This is a genomic window from Achromobacter sp. ISS7, assembly GCF_056523125.1.
Genome location: NZ_JAWRZD010000002.1, coordinates 231,971 through 250,152 on the forward strand (window position 1 = coordinate 231,971; position 18,182 = coordinate 250,152).

An 18,182-nucleotide genomic window follows, 5' to 3' on the forward strand; every position below is an offset into this window, starting at 1 on the left:
ATTTGCTACCTTAGTTCATACGTTTAAGGATGAACCGTGGACGCAAAGAAAAAAAGCGTGAAAAAGACTGACGAGGCTTCCGTGGCCGAACATGGTCGGTCGTGCTCCAACGAAGCAAGCGCTGGCGCACGAACTTCAGATAACGCAGTCGCCGTGTTGCGAGCCTACGCAGAGGGCCGCATCAACCACGTTTTCAATGGGCAGTGCCCTGATGAGGTCGAAGGACACGAAGTACGCGATGACGACTGCCCTGTATGTCGCGCGATCCTCGCGCTGCAGCAGGGCGAGCCGACGAAACGTATCGACCCTTTCGACGCGGAGGTACTGTCCGAACGCCTGAGGGACGTGGCTGCTAGCAACTACGAGACTGCTATGTCGTTCGGAATCTCTCGCGACAGCTTCGAGCGCTGTGCGAACGACGCTGCAAAGGTTGTTCAGGAGATGACAGCGACATCGCTATTGGCAGATGGGCAATATGCCGCTCGGTGGCGTGCATATGCTGCTCAGTTTCCGCAGATCTCTGACGCATTTGTCGCCGGTCATATGGTTCGAGCTGACCAGGCAAATGTTTGCTCCAACCCTCAAGAAATTCGTATTTCCGCGGCGATGGTCCAATCCGCCCGTGATGCCTTTGACAAGGCATCCTTTCCCGAACTGAACAAGTGGAAGAAAGCCTTGGATGCCGCTATTCAGGTCGCCGTTCAGGACGACCAGAAGAGGAGCCACGTCACCGCTGCGATGGTGATGGTCGCGCGCGACGCATACCATCAAGCCCCTCTTCCGGAAGAAAACTGCTGGACTTGCGCTCTGCGCGCAGCATTCATCCTCCGTCAGGAGCGCTGATGGATCGCGTAAACGAAAAGTCAATCCACCTAGGAAAGAACATGACCGACCAATCATTATCTCCTGCACGACTGGAAGAAATGGCAGTCAGCGCCCGGGAGTGGGCGATGCAGCGGGGCACAGTCGAGAATTATCCGGCGACAGCTCGCGCCCATATCCGCGAGCTAGCCGACGCACTACTGTCCAAGACTCGCACTCCTGTCGCAGAAGACTCGCTGGCAGTTCAGGCGTTGAAATCCGCACAAAACAACATTGCCGCGCGTCGTCCGCCCGGCAGCAGCGACCCCCAAAGCCCGCGGTATGACCATGATGCATTCCTGTGGGACTACTACCAGCGCGCTATCGATTCCCTCGCCTTGGCAAGCGCCCCTGTAGCCGATGGGATAACGCCCGCAGGGATGAAAGAAATCTGCCCGGCGTGCGGACACCAGTTTGCTTGTTTCCACAACCCGTACATTGACGAGCTGCGCGCCTCCCTGGCAAGCGTCCCTCTGGCGAAGCCGAAGCGTGCGCCCCTCGATGACTGGCGTGTTCAGGCTATTGCTGAGTGCCTGGAAGCGGAATGGGATGAAATGTCCCCGGACCTGGCAGAAACCAATGCACGGATCATTGTCGGCTACCTGATCGACTACGAAAATGAATCTGCCCAGATCGAAGCCGCTAACGCTGAAGGTTCGCTCGAACCCGTGGTGCAGGCAGTCCGCAACCTTCGGGAAGGCAGCCCTTCTGTCGACGGTGCGTCGCGACCCCACGTCGAACTCCAGCAGCATGCCCCGGACTCGATCCGAGCGCTTATCGCCAAGCACACCGAGCTGATGCGCAGTAACGACTACGGCTACTTCGAGCTTGCCCGTACCCGGCAGACAGGATGGATGGCATGGCTCTGTTCACACCCTGTTGAAACTCACCCCGACCGTAAGATTTTGGCGCGGGGCCAGGGCGAAACGCCTGACGACGCATGCCGGGAGGCGCTGGCTGACTTCGAAAGGCGCAGCGCCCTGCGGGAACAAGCTGAAGGACAGATGCAAGGTTGCAACTGCGCCACCTGCCGCCCGCATAGCGTCGAGATGCGCATGATCCTATGCAGCGTCTGCGGTGATAAGCGGTGTCCGCGCGCGGCAGATCACCGTAACGCTTGCGCCGGCGAATCGGCGCGCGAGCAAGGATCCGAGGTGATTCGCCCCCCTGGGGATGCTGAGAAATTTGCACAGAAACCAGCCACGAGCGGAGACTCCTATGAATGAAACCCTGAATGCGCCTGCCGGCTGGCGCGACGTATTCGTGCGGCGTGCCCTGGTGAGTCTGGCAGAAGCCCACGTCGCCGGCATCGACGCGCCTAATCAAGCTGTCCGAATCATGGAGGTCCTGGACGGCGTGCTTGCCGGGGCGGCGCCAGCGCGATTTGGCGACAATGCGCTGACATTGAACGGATATCAGCTACGCGATGCACTGAAGTTCCTCGCTCCCGATGGTGAAGCCGAGCAGTTGGAGCAATCCGTCTGCATCCAGCACGGCCCCGCACGCGACAGCGTAGACGGACATGAGCCCGCGGGCCTTCTCTGCTGGCTCGAGGAATATCCCGAGGAAGGCAGCATTCGACTGGACGACGAACCTACCAGCGAGAGCCAGGCCGCCCAGACTCCATCCACGGTAGAGAGTGCGAAGACCAGCGAGCAACTCCGCGCGATCAAGCAACGTGAACGCGACGACTCCGAGTTCGCATACTTCGACGCCCGTTCGGAAATCGACACGAAGAGCAACCGCAAATTGTTTCGTGCTGGCTTCGACCGCGGTTACGACTCCGCCATGTCGGCCGAGCTGGAGAAGTAGGCCATGGCTGGTGATCAAAATCTCACCTTGTTGGACACTGCAGCCCCAATTGCGACACCCACCATTCCAAAACGCTCCGCATCGAAACAGGCAGCGGCGACTGTAGCCCTGGGGCTGCTGCCCAAGTTTGTGGAACGAGTTCGCTGGGGGTTCACGGATAAGGCGACCGAGGTGGTCGACGCGATGGCTGTTGCCCTGCAAGAGACCCATCCCTCTCTGGCTGACAAGCTACGGCGGCAACAGACTGTGAGGCCCGTGAAGCTGAATCCTCCGGGGGACATCTTGGCATTCGAAGAGCCGGCAGTTCGGTTCTCGGATGTGGTGCTGCCTCGAAGCGTGGAATTGTTGTTGCCGGCCATCCTGCAGGAGCATGCGCGGGCAGCCGAACTGGCCGCTTATCACCTGGAACCTCGACACAGGATCCTGCTGGAAGGTCCGCCCGGAAACGGGAAAACGCTTCTGGCTCAGGCCCTGGCGTGTGAGCTGGAACTGCCGCTGATGCGTATGAACTACAGTTCCTTGATCACCAGCCATTTGGGTGAAACCGGCGCCAACCTGGCTAAAGCATTTCACTACGCTGGTGGCGCGCCGTGCGTGCTGTTCCTTGATGAATTCGACAGTATCGGCGCAAGTCGGTCGAGCAACGACGTCGGAGAGATCCGCCGTGTGACCAACCAGCTATTGCTGTTGATTGACCGCTTGCCCGCTCATAGCGTGCTGATCTGCGCGACCAACCTCAAGGAACAGCTCGATTCGGCGCTAGTGCGACGATTTGACTTTCCGCTACACCTTCCTGCCCCGGACCTCGACACCAGGCTCCGTTGCGCGCAGCGAGAACTTGCTGTCGAGCGAACCCCAGGACGCGACGTGTCGCACCTGGCATCCACTGTCGCCGCGCACGAGTTCCTCAACCTGGCCGCGTTGGTCCGACATTGCCAAGAACTGCGCCGCGATCTGGTGTTGAACGACGGACGAGGCGTACCCGCAATCATGGGCGCACTGGTTCCATCCGCTGCCTCACGACATACCAAGGAATCTGCATGACCACCACACATCCCGCATCTGCACTACAGGCAGCCTGGCCGAGTGACGACCAAATCCTGGAAGTTTTTGCCGAATTCGGGCGACCGAATGACGAACAATGCACCATGACGTACAACGCTCCGCAGATCGTCGCAGCCGTGCGCGCCCTGCTGAGCAAGCAGCATGCCACGGCTTCCTTTCATCAAGATCTCTCTCACCCGTTGGAACTGGCGCCCCCCGCGCAGGACCTTGCAACGAGCCTTGTGCCAGCCGGTTCGAAAGCAGCCCACGTGTCCGCATCTGAGACGCACGAGATCGCGGACTTCATGAACGGTGGTGCATACGCCCGACTCCTTCAGTCGGTACAGACGAAATCTAAAGGGACCGCCCAGTTTGCTGACATCCGTGCCGAGCTGAACCAGCTCGGTATGATGGCGCACACCGCCATGAACCAGGACCCACGCGACATGCGCAACATCATGGAGGATTTGGCGGGCCGCCTCTTGGCGCTAGCTGGCGACGCGCCGGCGGCCAGCCCTCTTGCAGCGGGAGGGACTGTGGCGTGGTTCGATCCAAAGGGCGACATCACACTGTGGAAAGAACTGGAGGATGCGCAGGGCGAAGACAATCTGGCCACTGTGGCCCCCTTGCTGCGCAAGCTGTGCGCACCCCTCTCCGATTCGGGGGCTCTTCGCGACCTGCTTGCCGAGCGCGCACGACAGATTCAAGTCGAGGGTTTCAGTCTAGAGCGAGACGACTCGTACATCAATGGCGAGCTCGCCCAGGCCGCGGCCTGCTACGCCGCAAGCTCCCAAAGTCGGGACATCTCCTACATGTCTCACCTGTGGCCCTGGGCTAAAGAGTGGTGGAAGCCCGGCACGACACGTGAGGATCTCCTCAAAGCAGGCGCGCTGGTCCTGGCGGAGATCGAGCGCATTGATCGCGCGCGGGCGGCCCATGCAGCGCTGAAAGTGAAGGACCAATGATGAGCAAGCCATCGGCTGTTCTGGTTTGGCCGCAAGTGTTCATTTTCTCTGCGGGCAATTCGGCAACGCATCCGCCTCTTGATATTTTCGAGCTGGTGAAAGCGGGGATCGAGAAGGCGCTGACGGGAGATAGTCACACTGTCGCCATTGCGGACGACGTAATCGCTCAAATGCAGGAGCTGCTTTCATCGGACAGAGCGGACCTTGATCGCGCCATGGCAACCATTCAGACGGCTGTGTGGAATCTTGTCGTCATCGACCAAGCCCTGAGCGCGGGCGCGTCACGCGACGAATCACGTGCTCTCATAACTGCGGCACAAGCGTTTGAAGACTTGCCGCCCTGGTGCAGCGAAACGCGCAACTCGACAGGTGAAGTTGCCTTTGCTCGTGCGTTGCGGGAACATGACGCATCGCGCCGGGCCGGAAACATGCTTCAGTTTTTGGCTGAGACTGGGGGCGCAATCGAGACAGATCGCCTGGGCGGAAGAACGATCTATCGGGTCTGGTGGCCCGGAACCGATAAGCACCAAAACGAATGGTATCCCTCGCCTCTGGCCGCGATTGAAGAGGCCCAGCACGAACAAAGGGATGGTGAAGCATGAAGCGAATGACACTGGAAGAGTTCCAGGCAGCGTGCAAAGCGCAGGCCTCGAGCGGCGAACTCACAACGGTGAAGTGTCCCATGTGCCGCACTTTGCAGAACGGGTACGACTTCATCAACGCTGGTGCCGGCAAGGACTGGGGCGAGGTGAGCCGCTTCCTGGGTTTCTCGTGCCTGGGACGATTCACCGGCGCGGAATCACCCCGGAGGGAGGCGGATGGGAGACCCTGCAATTGGACCCTCGGTGGATTGCTCCAGACTCACCGCCTCGTGGTGGTCACTCCTGATGGCAAAGAACATCCGCATTTCGAGCTCGTCACAAAAGAAGAGGCCGACGCGCATCGCGCAACGCAGCTTCGCTTAGCAGAGAACTCATGAGGGACCCGAGGGCCAGGCGGAAATCAATAGCGGGGCAGCGCGTAGGTCATTCGGTGAACGCTTGAACTTCAGTTATGCGTTTTGCTACCTTGAACTAAGCCTTTTCAAATCTCACTCAATGATGATCTACGACACGAACCGCCTCGCCCAGTTAATCCGCCAAGTCGATCAACACAATCAGCTGGGCCCGGTAGCCTTAGCCGACGCCCTGATGCCGATCCTCGCCGAGCGCTTTGAGGAAGAGCTTGATCGGCGAGCGGCGCACGCGCACGACGCGCTGATGTGGGTCGCAACGGCTCTCGCCGCAGTGGGGCATGAAGACAAAGCAATCATCATGGAAGGCCGCTCGCGCACTGTGAAAGACATCCTGGAAGAGGCTACCACCGTTCTGTCGTCGGATGATGCCTCGCCTCTAGGCGCTCTGTGCGCACGAATCCACGTGCGTTCCACCGATACCTATCCCGAACTGTCGGTTGAAGTTGTGGATGGTTCGCACCTGCAGCCGAGCGACAGCCCGATTCATGTTTATGCGCTGCCGCCGGCGAAACAGCTTGTGCTTCACGGGCCGGCGGACCTGCCCTCGCTAAGTCACCCGGACGCATGGCTCTTGACTCGAGCCTCTGGAACCCGCTGGGCGGTCACTGACGAACCGACACAGACGGCCAGGGCTGTCTACGGGGCAGATAACGTCACGATTGACGAGCTTGTCCTGCGCCGCAACGTAATGTTGCCCCCCGCCGCCGAGCGCAAGCTCTTCGAGAAGTGGGCCCGGACTGTTTTCGATGCCGACAAACTTGTTCGCGCGCCCTGGCCCCATGACGAAGAGTATGCGTGGTCGAGCGCTCAGTATGCGTGGCAGATTTGGCAGGTCCTGCGAAAGCTGCCTGCGCTCGCGACGACTTGCGAAGTCCCTGGCTCCCAAAATGGCGCGCCGACTGATGTAGGCATGACCGCTGCCCCGCCCGATGGCCAATCGCTTGGCGCCTCATACGAAGCTCTGCGCAACGTCATCGAGGCGAAGATCGCCAGTCTGGGTGACGACAAATTTGCTCGATCATCTGTCACGGTCGCCGCGCGAAGCGCCCTTCAGAAAGTATTCCCGTCTCTCTGGCGTCAAGGGTATAGGACGTTCCAAACTAACTGCGAAGCCCTGCAGGTGTCTCCAGCGCAAATGGCCTCTGCTGTCACCGTTCTGGACAATACCTTCGCAATTCCTGATGCACCAGCCACGCACGTTGGCTCATTGGGTAAAGGTCGTCTCACCATTCGTGGGAAGGGGCTGTACTTCGAAATGGACACTGCCGCTGCGATGCTCGCGTTCTTTTACGAGGCAAGTGGCGATGAGGGCCGATGGACTGTCGCGGTCACCTCTGAGGGCGAGACCTACCTGGCTGAGCACGATATGCGCCGGCCGTCGGTAAGCATGTCGCACACAAAGAGCGAAACAGCAGCGATCAAGGCCCTTGAGCGCATCGCAACTCAACACTTCGGCGTCAAGCTCGAGCGCGTAGCGCAGCTCCAGGCGTGACGCCTCATCGACGGCAACCATCGCCGCCATAAACTCCAGACGTGTGGACTCCCACAATGAATGCAACCTCTGAAAAACCTGATATCCGCGCAGCGCGCGAACGGTGGCGCCATGTCGGCAACGAATGGGCTGACTTGGCCACCAGTGTTCTTCAAAGTGCCAGGAACATCGCTGACGGCATTTCGGACCCAGCCAGCGCGCTTGCCAACATGGAAAAATGCCAGGTTCACTGCGATCAAGTTCAATCGGAAGCCCAAGTGGCCGATGGGGGCCAGACGGCCTCGCCAGACCAGATCCTGCTTGCGCGCAAGGCAGAAGCCCAACACTGGAAGGACATGTTTTTCAAGGGCATGGAACTTATCCGTGGGGTTGAGGCTGGCCAGGTCGAACCGGCTATAGCAGTAGACCAGATCACCTGCGAACTGGACGGATGTCGTCGCGCAAGCGAGTACGCCTACATGCTCGAACAGAATGAGCGCCCGACAAATGATGAAATCGCCGCGGTGCTGACGCCCCTCGGCCTTTCCACTCCGACACAAACCGCGGCCGCCATCACGGCTTTCCGATCCCTGCTCAAGAAGTTCGGGCGTAATGGCGATAGCGCACAGTGCTTCGAGGCCGCCATTGAATTCGCGCTCACAGCAGATAACGGCCTGGAGTTCCTGCGGCTTTGGAACCAGGGGGAATTCAATGTCTGCCGCGATCGATGGCCCGAAGCCCCGAACACGTGCTACCAGCGCGCAGGCCAACAGCAGGCCGAAGCGAAATAAGCCAATCCGCCGGAATCACCATCCGTTGATAGCTCCTGCATGCGGTGTCAGTACGACGACAGGGCCTGACATTCGCCTCAAAGCATGCCTCCCTTGAAGTTCAGGGAGGCATTTTGCTATTTTGGTTTCATCACTTTTGGAGATTCTTATGCCCTTGGACGTCGACCGCCTCGCCCAGCATATCCGCTTCGTGGATGGGGAGCACAAGCTTGGAGCCGGCGCGCTCGCCGAATCCTTACTGCCGTTCATCGAAAGCGAACTGCGCACTGATACCGCCCCCTCTGACTCGGCTGCGGTCACCGCGCTGCTTTCCGCCGCACGTGCGGTCGTTAACGCGGACGACGCCCAAGCGCTGACGTCGCAGCTGATCAACGTTCTTCGGTCTGCGGCCAACGAGCTCGAAATCGCTCGAGCAGCAAGCGCAGGCGGACGGTAACGGCTAATGCTGACCGATCTGGCCGAAACAAAAACTGGCTTAGCAAATCCAGAGTGGCTCGCCCTGGCTGCGGGCCCACTCGGTCCCATCTCAATTTTGGGCGTGGACGCGCGGCACAACACTCGGGGAAAGCTGTCGCCGCCGGCGCCACTGCCAGTGCTCTCTCGAAGAGCTCTTTCCCGCGTCACCCATCGGATTGTCCCTCCCTCCCTCTGTCACTGTTGCTTGGGGACGGTCAAACTCGTTTCGAATGACGAGATCTACGCCGGAAAGAAACACGGGAAATGGCCATTCGCCTACCTTTGCCAGTCGTGTGGCGCGTACGTTGGCCTACACCCCCACACCGACCTCCCGCTTGGGATCATGGCCACCAGACCCACTATCGATGCCAGGCGCTCTGCGAAAGAAGCGTTCCAAGCGATCGTTCGGCGCCACCATAGCGGCGATCGCGCTGCCGCGTATGCCTGGCTCGCGATCAAGCTGGGTATCCCCGAGCCCGCTTGCCACTTCGCCATGATGAACATCCATCAAGCTCACACTGCAAAGGCAGCTTGTCTCGAGTTGCTGCGCTGCAAGTAGGCCAATGCGACCGCCATCGCCTCAAGAAGCAACAAACGAGCCGGGGTGGCGAGCTAGTTAGGCCTGGAGCAGTCTTGGTTTAGGCGCTCCATACCTTGAACTTCGAACACTCGAATTGATATCTTGAATCGATGCCTCCAGGTGGAGGCGCATCATTCAACGAGCAAGTTCACGGGAAGAGGTTCGAGATGAGCGTGTTGCTGCAGATGATTCAGGTCAACGCACCTCTGCACACTTGGCGCGAGTTTAAGCAGGAAAGCCGCGCGCAGATTTGGATCTCGAAGGAAAACTCTCGCAAGATCGCCCAGATCATCATGAAGCAATGCGGCCATGCTGATGTGATCAATCTGGTCGTCAGCGAGTTCGACAGCTTTCCGGACACGCTGCGTCGCGATTTCAGCGACCTGGCCAACAGCCAAGGGGCGTCATCCGGCAATGTTCGCAAGGGCCTGCAGCGCATTAATGAGCGACTCCAAGGCCGGTTGCTGCGTGAGAATCAAGAGACCTACTTCAATCAGCGCGTCGAATCGATCGATGGCGTCCGCTACAAACGCGTCCGAGTGGACCCCGCGCGGGCTGGAGCGATGCGCAAGTATGGCACCTTCAAGTGATCGTCCTCACCTCGTTTGTCCCAGTTTTGAACCCACAATAGGTCGCGCTCCTCGAGGCAAAATGAACATCGACATCACACAGATCAAATCCGCGGCGCAAGCAGGATCGTCGCCCAGCGCTGAAACCGCTTTGGCGCTTATCGAGCGGCTCGAGCGTGCCGAGGCTACGATCAACGATCCCCGGCTCGCCGGCCTGGAACTGGATCGCAGGATGGCTGATTTCGGCCTGGAGGGCGCTTCGTGCCAAGCGATCGCGGAGGCGTTTGCTGAGCAATTCCGCCGGTCCGGGTCACCCAACTATGTCGAGATGCACTTCGAACATAGCGATGCGGAAATTGGGGCCCTTTTTGTGACCCTGCAGCGGGTCAACGGCAAGACCCCCCATCAGCTCCGCGCTGAAGCAGAGGCTGCAGCGCCGAAAATCCACAATGCGGCATTGGAATGTGCAGCCCAGCTCGCAGACGAGGAAGGTGCCATGACGACTCGCGGTCCCCTAGCCTCTATCATTCGCGCGATGAAAGTCATGGCACCCAAACCCGTCCTTGACGACATTTCGACCTAACGGGAGCGGCTATGGCCACCAAACGCGCGAGCGCGGGAGAATGCTCAATTCTGCAGGGTGCCACGCTTCACACCGGCATGGCGCAGGCCGGTATTAATCCCGAGGGGGCGCGTGCCGCCGATTGGCTGGCAGGCGCTCGTTTTGCTGATGCTCAGTGGCTCGCGCGGCCAGACGATGAACGGATCCAAGCAGGTGCCGCCTGGGAGACTGGCGACGCAGATCTGGATACCGCGCTGAATCTCGTCGGGCACGGTGGACATGCCGCGGTTGCGCAGTTGAACGCCGTGACACGGCTCCAGGTGCGACTCGAGGGCGGACAGCCGGCTAATCCTGTTCATGGCGATCGCACTCTGGCGGGCGTGCTCGCGACGGCGGTGCAGGCTCTATACTTGGCGGACAGCAGCGACTACGGCAGTGCGTTATGGTCGATTATCCGCCTGGTAGATCCCGCCATGGTCGAAATACTGGCCCGCACACCCGGGGGTGCCCAGGCCGAGTGCCAGCGCATGCTGGCAGCAATTTCTGAAAACTAGGCATCCTCCTCTTTCATGATCGCCGGCATGTCACAGTCCCTGGCACCCTTATCTTCCGATGAGCTCGCCCACCACATTCGCCAAGTCCTTTGTGCCGTCGGCGTGACGCCGCCCTTGAGTCTTTCTGACGCGGGGATGGCTGCACTCCAAGATGCCATCCAAGCCGCTGCTGCGGCCGGCACTGGCAGAAAATGCGTACCAACGCTGGTGATGGGACTGAGCGAATGGGTGCTTTCTAGTCGAGAGGCCGCGGGCCTGACGCAAGCTCAACTGGGAGAGCGGGTAGGCGTGGGTAAAGGAAACGTCTCCGCATGGGAAAACTCGCGTCACGAACCCAGCTATGCCCAACTACTGGAGATCGGCCGCCAAACTGGCTGGCCTCATCCTCTACCAATGCTTCCATAGCGAAAGTCCACAACCAGCAAGCAAAGGCTTGAAATTCAATGTTTGATTTTGCTATCTTGATTCTGTTTCATTTGAGGATCATGGTATGCAGACTGCCACTTCGCTGGTTTCGGGCGCCACGTGCGCATGCACGGCATTCGAACGCCAAAAATGCCGCCCCGGTGTTGGCCTCATTGATGCGGATTGTCCGCGCGCGCGTGCGGCCTCCCCTGCTCAGGTCACTACCCCTCAGCCTGCTATCCACATCCACGGACCAGTAGGCATCCCTTCAATCGTCGACGCCGTGGCCGACGAGATCAAAGGAGAAAACTACCGCGTCAGGACGCCGGCGCGCTTCATCAAGCACAACCTTCATGACGACGCGTACGCGCGCATCAAGGAGGACATCGCCGGATTGCTGGGGGTACACCAGGATTTGGTGGACTACGTGTACTTTGCCTGCGCCAAGGGCGCCGAGGAACATACCGACCAGCTCGATCCGGCCGTGTTCACGCACCGTACTGTGATCGTCCCGGTGCTGCTACCGGCAGGGAAGACGATTCTTCATGCCGATGGCGATCGCGTGGTACTGAAGCATGGAATCGCCTACGAAATCAACCATGAGCGTCCGCATTCAGTCACTGTGGAAGACGCCATTTCCGGCTGCGTCGTCATCATGGCTTCGGTGAAGCGTACGCCGGCAGAGGGAGCAGCGGCATGAGCGCGCTCAATCCTTGCCCGCACTGTCTGGAAGCCGAATCGCGACTCACTGCATATCGACTCGCGCTTGCGCGAGAGTTCCCGCCTAATGCAGACGGTGACTATGACGTCGGCAGCGTACACGCGAACGTCCGTCAGCTGAAAGAAGATTATCGGTTGCTCCGCGACTCCGGTGCGTCTTTGATCACCCTGCTCGACGCCGCCGACAACAAATGCGTCAACCCGCCCGATCTTCGCGTCAACAGCCTGCTATTTGGCGAGCACATCGTGATCCAGTTGACGACCCATGTCGGCGCGCCCCGTTGGGCGGTTCGTACGCACGTGCGCGGGATCTGCCTATCAATTGCCGGTGAATGGGAAGAAGAGCCCTCGCCGAGCAGCAGATCCGACGTCTGGCTGCAGGCGCACCGCTTTCCGAACCTCGAGGCGGCTGTCTCGGCTGCCAAATCTGCCCCGAACCCGATCGAATAACACCTGGAGCAATCATGAGCATTCTGACCGCCGCCGAGCTGGCCAGCCGCCTCCATAACCGCGAATATCGCAACGAACTCAGCCGAGATGAGGAGCGTGAGGCCAAAAACGCTGGCCTGCTTATCGTCTTCGGTGCCAGTGACGACCTGGTCGAATTCCGCGGAGCCTTTCACGATGAGACCGGCGCCGCGGATTCTGCCACTGTGCGATTCCATCGTGCCGGCATCCTGCCCGACTGGGATAGCCTCGACAAGTCGGAAGAGGACGCCGTTCTGGACTACTTCGAGCTCGAGCAAAGCGCTAACCAGATCACCGCCCACTGGGACAAAGCGGGCTACTCGTGGTTCATTGAGCCTGGTATGGGCCTGGCATACGCGGCTTTCGATGTCGTCGAGGACGGTGAGAGGTTCTGCCGCGGCGTTGTCATCGACCTGAACAGCACGCTGCGCGGATGGCGGACGACTGGCCCGTATGAAGGCAACACCGATGAGGTTGCCGTGAGCGCGGCCGTGGCCCTCCGCGAAATCTTCCCTGCCGGTGTTCCGGAGCCGTCCCTGACCCCGCGCGACATCAACGGCCAGTCCTACCTGCAGGCGTGCTGGCGCGACGATCGAGACTCGTTGTCTATGACGCTTTATGTCTTTTCGCCGCAGCCTGGCCGCCTCCGTCTGCTGCAGGATGGTGGGCGTCACATCCCGGTAGTCGACGAAGACGATGCACGCGCCACCGTGGACAGCATCATGTACATGGCGAAGAACATCCAGTAGATCGCCCATCGCCCCTAATCCGGCCAAGCGCCTTTCTCGCAAGATGATTCATCCACTCATTCCGCTCCTTCTAAGGCCGCTGCTCGCCTTTGTCCCGATCATGGTTTTCGCGACATGGGGTTTGGTGCTTTCTCATTACTACATCGCTCCTGGCTCGATCTCGGCCGGCGTTCGCTACGCAAGCTTGGCACTGTGTTTATTTGGCCTGTACCGAATGACGACATGTGTGTGGGCGGTTCGGCGGGTTAGGCGCTTTACGCCTCATCTCTTGGTCAAGCCCAGCGAAAGCGCTCACACTCGTTCCGAGTGCAAGAAGCTTGCCAAGTCTCTCAGAAAGCATTTCGACGGAGATGTGCCGACGTTTTCCTTCGTGCCGGCGCGGCATGAGAATCGGGAGATTCTCCACGTGTTCTGGCAGCACTCATGCGCAGCCATGTCCGTAGCCTTCGTTGTGGATCGCGATGGCGCGGGAGCGGTAGAGGCTTTCCCGCACCCCAAGCTCTATTCAGTGCGGGTGATGTCGGATGCAATGCTCATCGTACATGCGATCCAGGCTATCGCGTGGCGAGAACATCCCTGGCAGTTCGACAGCCCTACACCTCCTCAATACTGATCATTCCGATGCATTCTCAATTCAGTTTCGCTACCTCGTGCGGCAAAAGCCTTGCTGTATTTCACGGAGTCTTCTGCGATGCTCAATGAAATTCTCTTCCAGTTCCTTATCTCTGTCGCCGTGATTGCGACCATCGCAAGTGGCGCTCTCGCTCTAGGGGTGGAGTGGACCTCCATCATCTCCGCCCTTCTCACCGTCCTTGGTGGTTTGCTCGCTCTTGGAATTATCTGTTCGTACATCGAATCTTTGCCCTGGCGACTTCGTATTGTGCGTCTTCAAGAGCATATCCGCGCGACCACGGCTCGACTTACAAATGGAGCAGTCAAGACCTTCTACAGCTCACCCTCGCGCGCCTTCATTGTGTCTATGGCAGACGTAATCAAGGCGCGCTACTCCGGGGACTCGATCCCTCGCGTGACGCTCACGGCATACCGCTCCGAAGGGGTTGAGCATCTCGCCGCTCGCTGGACGGCCGTCGGATCCAGTTTGAAACCAGACACGGTTCTGACATTTCGGGTCGACCAAGCGTTCAAGGACCGGTGGTCAGATCCGACCGACGATCGCCCTTACCATCCGGTCGGCGACATGGTCGATGCCTTCGTCCTGGCTAATCTGATCGATGATGCCGTCAGGGGCAGAGCTCCGTGGGACACAGATGTTGTGAGAGACGCCCAAGCGCCCCAAGCGATCACATAACCGCCGTGGCGCATCTGCGCTGATCGCTGCACGACAAGAAACAGCCTAATGTCACGGAGTCTTCTGCAATGCCTAACCTAGTCCCCTCCCTGCTCGCACTAGCCCTAATCGCTTACGCTGCAATTTACTCCGTCTATAAAGACGTGGCGGAATGGACCACCCTGCTCGCCTTGTGCGTCGGCTGGCTCGCCGTCTCTTACGCACTGGCATTCATGGGGCGATTCAGCGTTGTGCGAGTACGAGAGCCGGTGCTCGCGGCCACCGCTCGACTCGTTGATGGAACGGTCAAAACCTTCTACAGCGCGAATTCACGGGCTTTCGTTGTCGGTGCTGGGGCCATTATCAAAGCGCGCTGCTCAGGCGACCGCGTCCCTAACGTGATCCTTAAGGCATATCGCTCCGAAGGCGTTGAACACCTTGAGGCTCGTTGGCCGGCCTCCGGCACCAGTGCAAAGACAGACACGGTTCTGACTTTTCGGGTCGACCAAGCATTTGACGACCGGTGGCCGGATCCTTCCATCGATCACGCCCACCTTCCGGTTGGTGACATGGTGGACGCCTTCGTCCTGGCTAGTCTGATCGATGACGCAGCGAGAGGCCAAGCTCCGTGGGACGCAGCGGTTGCGGACCATGATGAAGCACACAAATCTATTGCCTAACCGCCGGCACATGCCCTGAACGGCCACGATCAACGCCCCTTTTGGTACTCACATGTCCTACAACGTCTCGTGTTCCCTGAGTAAGCAAACTATTGCACCCGGCCACCTTTGCATGCTGCTCCCCCTTGTTCAGCAGAAGTCGTTTACCCCGGCTGCCGTTTCGCACCGTGGTGAGCCTGTCGGCCATTTCTTCGGCGACACCTCGTCGGACTGCTATCCCAGCGCGCGGTGGTTGCCGGCGCACACCCTGATTGAGGCCGCTTACGACGATGGCCGCCAGTTCTACCTGTCGCAAGACCATCGCAATCTCGTCGCCGCCATGCGGTACATGCAGGAACTTTACAAGGAACGGCTTTCGACGCAGATCGGCGAAGGGGCGGACCGTCAGTTTGACTTCCATTCCTACGTCAATACCGAGCTTCCGGATCTTGCCGAAGTCTTTCAAGACTCGCGCGCGCTTCACCGGCTGGAACTGTTGGAATCCAATCTGATCGAGCCGGTCAATGCAGCGTGGGAGTATCTGAGCCAGGCATTGGTGGCCGGCACCGTGTTCTCGTTCAGGCAAGGCACCCCCGCGCCGGTTCGCCTCGCCGCGTTCCACCAATCGGCCGTTCGCAGCGTGATCGAACTTAGCGAAACGCTGTGCGATTGGGAAGACAACACCTTGGGGCGCCGCGAATCGTTCGAACGTGCGCTTGCCCGCACGATCGAAGAATGCAGCGAAAAATTGAGCTCGAAGACGCAAGCGGTGCAAAGCAACGTCAAGGTCCTGCTAAACCGCCTTAGCAGCCCCGCATCGGCGGCAAAGACTCTTGACCTGGAAGGGCCCAAATCGGACTACGCCCACATCGTCATGGATTTTCAAAGCAGCATGTGCGATGAGCTGATGAAACTCGGTGACGGCTCGAACGTGTCCTCGCGCATCTCGTTGTACTCGCGTAGCACCATTCGGGCTTTGTTCTTCGGAGAGATCACGCTCGAGCAGTGTTATGCAGAGCTGTTGCCCGACCTGGATGCCCTATCCCTGACTGGCGGCATGATGGCCATGAACATGAAGTTCGAGCCGACGAACTACGCCGGCCAAGACTTCGACAACGAGGCCGGTCAGCGCTACTCGACCTTCATGAACAACATGAGCAGGGAAATGACTGCGCTCTACGGAGAGGCTGACGTCGACAATGAGCGGCATCGCCCCAACCCCAAATGAGATCAACCGGGTAGATCGCCCACTATTCCCACAATCGCAAGGAAAACGATGACCTCTCTCGCCGATCAACGCCCGTTTATCCTCGTGCTCGATCCTCCTGGGCTTATGGGCAAACGACCCCGGGACCACATCCCCTTTGCGGGGGACATCCCCCGCGATGCCCTGAACCCATTCCTGCAGGACTTGCCGTCGACCGCCTCCCAGCACTGTGAGCGACGGCTCAAGAAGGCCGCTTTGGTTCCTTCCGACTAGGAGCCGCCGTCCTCTCCCTGCCCGCGCCCCCTTTCTTAGGCATCTCGGGGGCGTGTGGCAGCTGCCGGGGCTTGGCCTGCGAGCCGGTTGGCACGCTCCATCAGCTCATCAGCAATGACGGGATCGACCTGCCGCATGCCGTGGGCCCACAACTCCACCATACGCGCGCCGCGCGCAAACTCCCGATCGGGATTATCGGCCTGGAACTGCTCTACGGCCGCGGCGGTCTTTACAAGGGCCTGGCCCATTCGCTCTTGCCACTGCTTTTGCCGCGGCACCGAGATGTCGCAGACCTTCCCAAGCAACTTCAGTGCCTCAGCTGTCGGCCACCGCTTCGTGCCGCCCAGCGTCAGCGCCATGCCATCATTCGCATCGCCAAAGTTGTCACGGGGCGCATAGGCAGCCATGGTCAACATGTCGTAGACAGGCGAAAGCCGCGGCGTCTGACCCGGCTCATACAGCAGGCCGAAGTTTTTGAGGTGAGCATCACCGTTTCGGATGGTCGCGGCGAGGAGATATTGGGCGTAGAAGAGTTCCGAGCTGCGCTGGCCTTCGGCGCCCGGGCAGAACGCACGGATGGTCTTCACGATGCGCTCGACCGAACCGCTGAACTTGTCGCGCGCCGGTTGACCCGTTAGCGCACACATGTCTTCGAAACCCTTTGCCACGCCGTCCCTGTCCTGGTCGAAGCGGTGAACCAAAATGCGGCTCGCGTCGCCGGCCAGGTGCGTATCAGGAACTTCCAGACCCATTTCGCGCGCGGCCATCATGCCGAAATGCTCGAGCAGGACAATGTCGTCTCGGTCGGGGTCGTTCAGCTTTACGACCCATTGGTCGATGGCGAGCGTGCGCTTCACCCCGTCGCCCTCGACGGGACTGCGCGCCAGGAACTTAAGGAACCCGCCTGAAACCCCTGGGCCCCGGCTATCCTCGCCCAGATAATGCTGCACGATGGATTTGAGATCCGCAGACAGCAGACTCTCCAGAGCCTCGTGCATGCTCTTCTCCGACGGCCGCTCGCCGTGGGGCACGGCCTTCACCTGGCCGATCAGGTTTTCGCCCACAATCGCCAGCAACTCCATGTCACCGAACTTGTCGAAGTTCTTGGCGAAGGATCGTTCCAGGGTCTGTCGCAAGGCCCCCTCGGGCAGCGAGACCTGGAAAACAGGGAAAAGGAATGGGCTGTTCCAACTTGCGGTGCGTGGCGGCATGAGCAGCGACACAGCCAGCTCGCGCGGCACGTCCGGAAGATAGGTGAAGGCGTACGAGGTAAGGCCCGTCTGTTCGAGCACCCCTACCATACGGTTCTGAACGTAAATATCGAGCTTCATGATCGCGGTCTCGCGGATGGCTGTCTGAAACCGGCCTCGTTTTCCTGAAGGATATCGTCCAGGGTGGGAGGCCGATACTCGGCGGGAGACAAGGTCAGTTCGAGATTGAGCACTCGCATCAGGCGCCGCAGGGTTGAGAGGCTGCAATCCCCCCCTCCTTCGATCGCCACAAGTGCCCGACGACTAACGCCGGCCTGGTCGGCTAGTTCCTGCTGGGTAAGCCCCTGCTCTTTTCGGGTCTCACGCAGCATTTCGATGAGCGGATCTCGGTCAGTAGCAAACATAGCGTCGAACAAGTGAAGTATTCCGCTCATTTTATCAAATTTGCTATCAAAAGAGAAGTTAACTTATCATGCGGTGAGAAGTAAACGACTCAATATGCTCCTGCATTCGCATTTTGCG

24 protein-coding genes are annotated in these 18,182 nt (G+C 59.5%); 22 read left to right on the forward strand and 2 right to left on the reverse strand.

The features are described 5' to 3' along the window. Positions 1–36 precede the first annotated feature (36 nt). The 22 genes from AC1HFW_RS32830 (at position 37) to AC1HFW_RS32935 (ending at position 16,197) form a co-directional block, all read left to right on the forward strand. The gene (locus AC1HFW_RS32830; RefSeq protein ID WP_479286914.1) at positions 37–843 is read left to right on the forward strand and encodes a hypothetical protein; all 807 of its coding nucleotides are present in this window, start codon (positions 37–39) and stop codon (positions 841–843) included. After that, positions 843–2,087 (forward strand): hypothetical protein, encoded by a 1,245-nt coding sequence (locus tag AC1HFW_RS32835; protein ID WP_479286915.1) that lies wholly within the window; start codon positions 843–845, stop codon positions 2,085–2,087. Before AC1HFW_RS32830 ends, AC1HFW_RS32835 begins: the two co-directional genes overlap by 1 nt. After that, positions 2,080–2,673, forward strand: a complete 594-nt coding sequence (locus AC1HFW_RS32840; protein ID WP_479286916.1) for a hypothetical protein — start codon at positions 2,080–2,082, stop codon at positions 2,671–2,673. The genes AC1HFW_RS32835 and AC1HFW_RS32840 overlap by 8 nt, the downstream gene beginning before the upstream one ends. A gap of 3 nt (positions 2,674–2,676) precedes the next feature. Further along, entirely contained in the window at positions 2,677–3,717 is a 1,041-nt protein-coding gene (locus AC1HFW_RS32845; protein WP_479286918.1) for an AAA family ATPase, read from the forward strand. After that, positions 3,714–4,682, forward strand: a complete 969-nt coding sequence (locus AC1HFW_RS32850; protein WP_479286919.1) for a hypothetical protein — start codon at positions 3,714–3,716, stop codon at positions 4,680–4,682. Before AC1HFW_RS32845 ends, AC1HFW_RS32850 begins: the two co-directional genes overlap by 4 nt. Beyond that, the gene (locus tag AC1HFW_RS32855; protein ID WP_479286920.1) at positions 4,682–5,284 is read left to right on the forward strand and encodes a hypothetical protein; all 603 of its coding nucleotides are present in this window, start codon (positions 4,682–4,684) and stop codon (positions 5,282–5,284) included. Before AC1HFW_RS32850 ends, AC1HFW_RS32855 begins: the two co-directional genes overlap by 1 nt. Further along, positions 5,281–5,661 carry a VVA0879 family protein gene (locus AC1HFW_RS32860; protein ID WP_479286921.1) on the forward strand — a complete coding sequence of 127 codons (381 nt, stop codon included), beginning with the start codon at positions 5,281–5,283 and terminating at the stop codon, positions 5,659–5,661. Before AC1HFW_RS32855 ends, AC1HFW_RS32860 begins: the two co-directional genes overlap by 4 nt. Before the next feature lie 118 nt (positions 5,662–5,779). Beyond that, on the forward strand, positions 5,780–7,189 hold the full coding sequence (locus AC1HFW_RS32865) for a hypothetical protein (protein WP_479286922.1): 1,410 nt from the start codon (positions 5,780–5,782) through the stop codon (positions 7,187–7,189). Positions 7,190–7,245: 56 nt separating this feature from the next. After that, complete coding sequence (locus AC1HFW_RS32870) at positions 7,246–7,959, forward strand: hypothetical protein (protein ID WP_479286923.1); 714 nt, start codon at positions 7,246–7,248, stop codon at positions 7,957–7,959. 148 nt (positions 7,960–8,107) lie between these two features. Beyond that, positions 8,108–8,395, forward strand: coding sequence for a hypothetical protein (locus AC1HFW_RS32875; RefSeq protein ID WP_457988082.1), 288 nt, complete (start codon positions 8,108–8,110; stop codon positions 8,393–8,395). A gap of 6 nt (positions 8,396–8,401) precedes the next feature. Next, complete coding sequence (locus AC1HFW_RS32880) at positions 8,402–8,974, forward strand: zinc-finger-containing protein (protein WP_479286924.1); 573 nt, start codon at positions 8,402–8,404, stop codon at positions 8,972–8,974. Between the two features lie 188 nt (positions 8,975–9,162). After that, positions 9,163–9,585, forward strand: a complete 423-nt coding sequence (locus AC1HFW_RS32885) for a hypothetical protein (RefSeq protein WP_479286925.1) — start codon at positions 9,163–9,165, stop codon at positions 9,583–9,585. Between the two features lie 61 nt (positions 9,586–9,646). Beyond that, positions 9,647–10,147, forward strand: a complete 501-nt coding sequence (locus tag AC1HFW_RS32890) for a hypothetical protein (RefSeq protein WP_156350278.1) — start codon at positions 9,647–9,649, stop codon at positions 10,145–10,147. A gap of 11 nt (positions 10,148–10,158) precedes the next feature. After that, positions 10,159–10,680: a hypothetical protein gene (locus AC1HFW_RS32895; protein WP_479286926.1), complete on the forward strand. Its 522-nt coding sequence runs from the start codon at positions 10,159–10,161 to the stop codon at positions 10,678–10,680. 210 nt (positions 10,681–10,890) lie between these two features. Further along, complete coding sequence (locus AC1HFW_RS32900) at positions 10,891–11,085, forward strand: helix-turn-helix transcriptional regulator (protein ID WP_156350349.1); 195 nt, start codon at positions 10,891–10,893, stop codon at positions 11,083–11,085. Positions 11,086–11,170: 85 nt separating this feature from the next. Further along, complete coding sequence (locus AC1HFW_RS32905; RefSeq protein WP_479286927.1) at positions 11,171–11,785, forward strand: hypothetical protein; 615 nt, start codon at positions 11,171–11,173, stop codon at positions 11,783–11,785. Next, entirely contained in the window at positions 11,782–12,255 is a 474-nt protein-coding gene (locus AC1HFW_RS32910; RefSeq protein WP_156350282.1) for a hypothetical protein, read from the forward strand. Before AC1HFW_RS32905 ends, AC1HFW_RS32910 begins: the two co-directional genes overlap by 4 nt. A 14-nt stretch (positions 12,256–12,269) precedes the next feature. Then, positions 12,270–13,022: a hypothetical protein gene (locus AC1HFW_RS32915; RefSeq protein WP_479286929.1), complete on the forward strand. Its 753-nt coding sequence runs from the start codon at positions 12,270–12,272 to the stop codon at positions 13,020–13,022. 43 nt (positions 13,023–13,065) lie between these two features. Further along, complete coding sequence (locus tag AC1HFW_RS32920; protein ID WP_479286930.1) at positions 13,066–13,635, forward strand: hypothetical protein; 570 nt, start codon at positions 13,066–13,068, stop codon at positions 13,633–13,635. Positions 13,636–13,686: 51 nt separating this feature from the next. Continuing rightward, positions 13,687–14,331, forward strand: coding sequence for a hypothetical protein (locus tag AC1HFW_RS32925; protein WP_479286931.1), 645 nt, complete (start codon positions 13,687–13,689; stop codon positions 14,329–14,331). Positions 14,332–14,399: 68 nt separating this feature from the next. Beyond that, on the forward strand, positions 14,400–14,990 hold the full coding sequence (locus AC1HFW_RS32930; protein ID WP_479286933.1) for a hypothetical protein: 591 nt from the start codon (positions 14,400–14,402) through the stop codon (positions 14,988–14,990). A gap of 112 nt (positions 14,991–15,102) precedes the next feature. Next, positions 15,103–16,197: a hypothetical protein gene (locus AC1HFW_RS32935; RefSeq protein ID WP_479286935.1), complete on the forward strand. Its 1,095-nt coding sequence runs from the start codon at positions 15,103–15,105 to the stop codon at positions 16,195–16,197. Between the two features lie 287 nt (positions 16,198–16,484). Here the strand turns inward: AC1HFW_RS32935 and AC1HFW_RS32940 are convergent, their stop codons facing one another. Then, positions 16,485–17,780, reverse strand: a complete 1,296-nt coding sequence (locus AC1HFW_RS32940; RefSeq protein ID WP_054432608.1) for a type II toxin-antitoxin system HipA family toxin — start codon at positions 17,778–17,780, stop codon at positions 16,485–16,487. After that, the gene (locus tag AC1HFW_RS32945) at positions 17,777–18,094 is read right to left on the reverse strand and encodes a helix-turn-helix transcriptional regulator (protein WP_054432609.1); all 318 of its coding nucleotides are present in this window, start codon (positions 18,092–18,094) and stop codon (positions 17,777–17,779) included. The genes AC1HFW_RS32940 and AC1HFW_RS32945 overlap by 4 nt, the downstream gene beginning before the upstream one ends. Positions 18,095–18,182 lie beyond the last annotated feature (88 nt).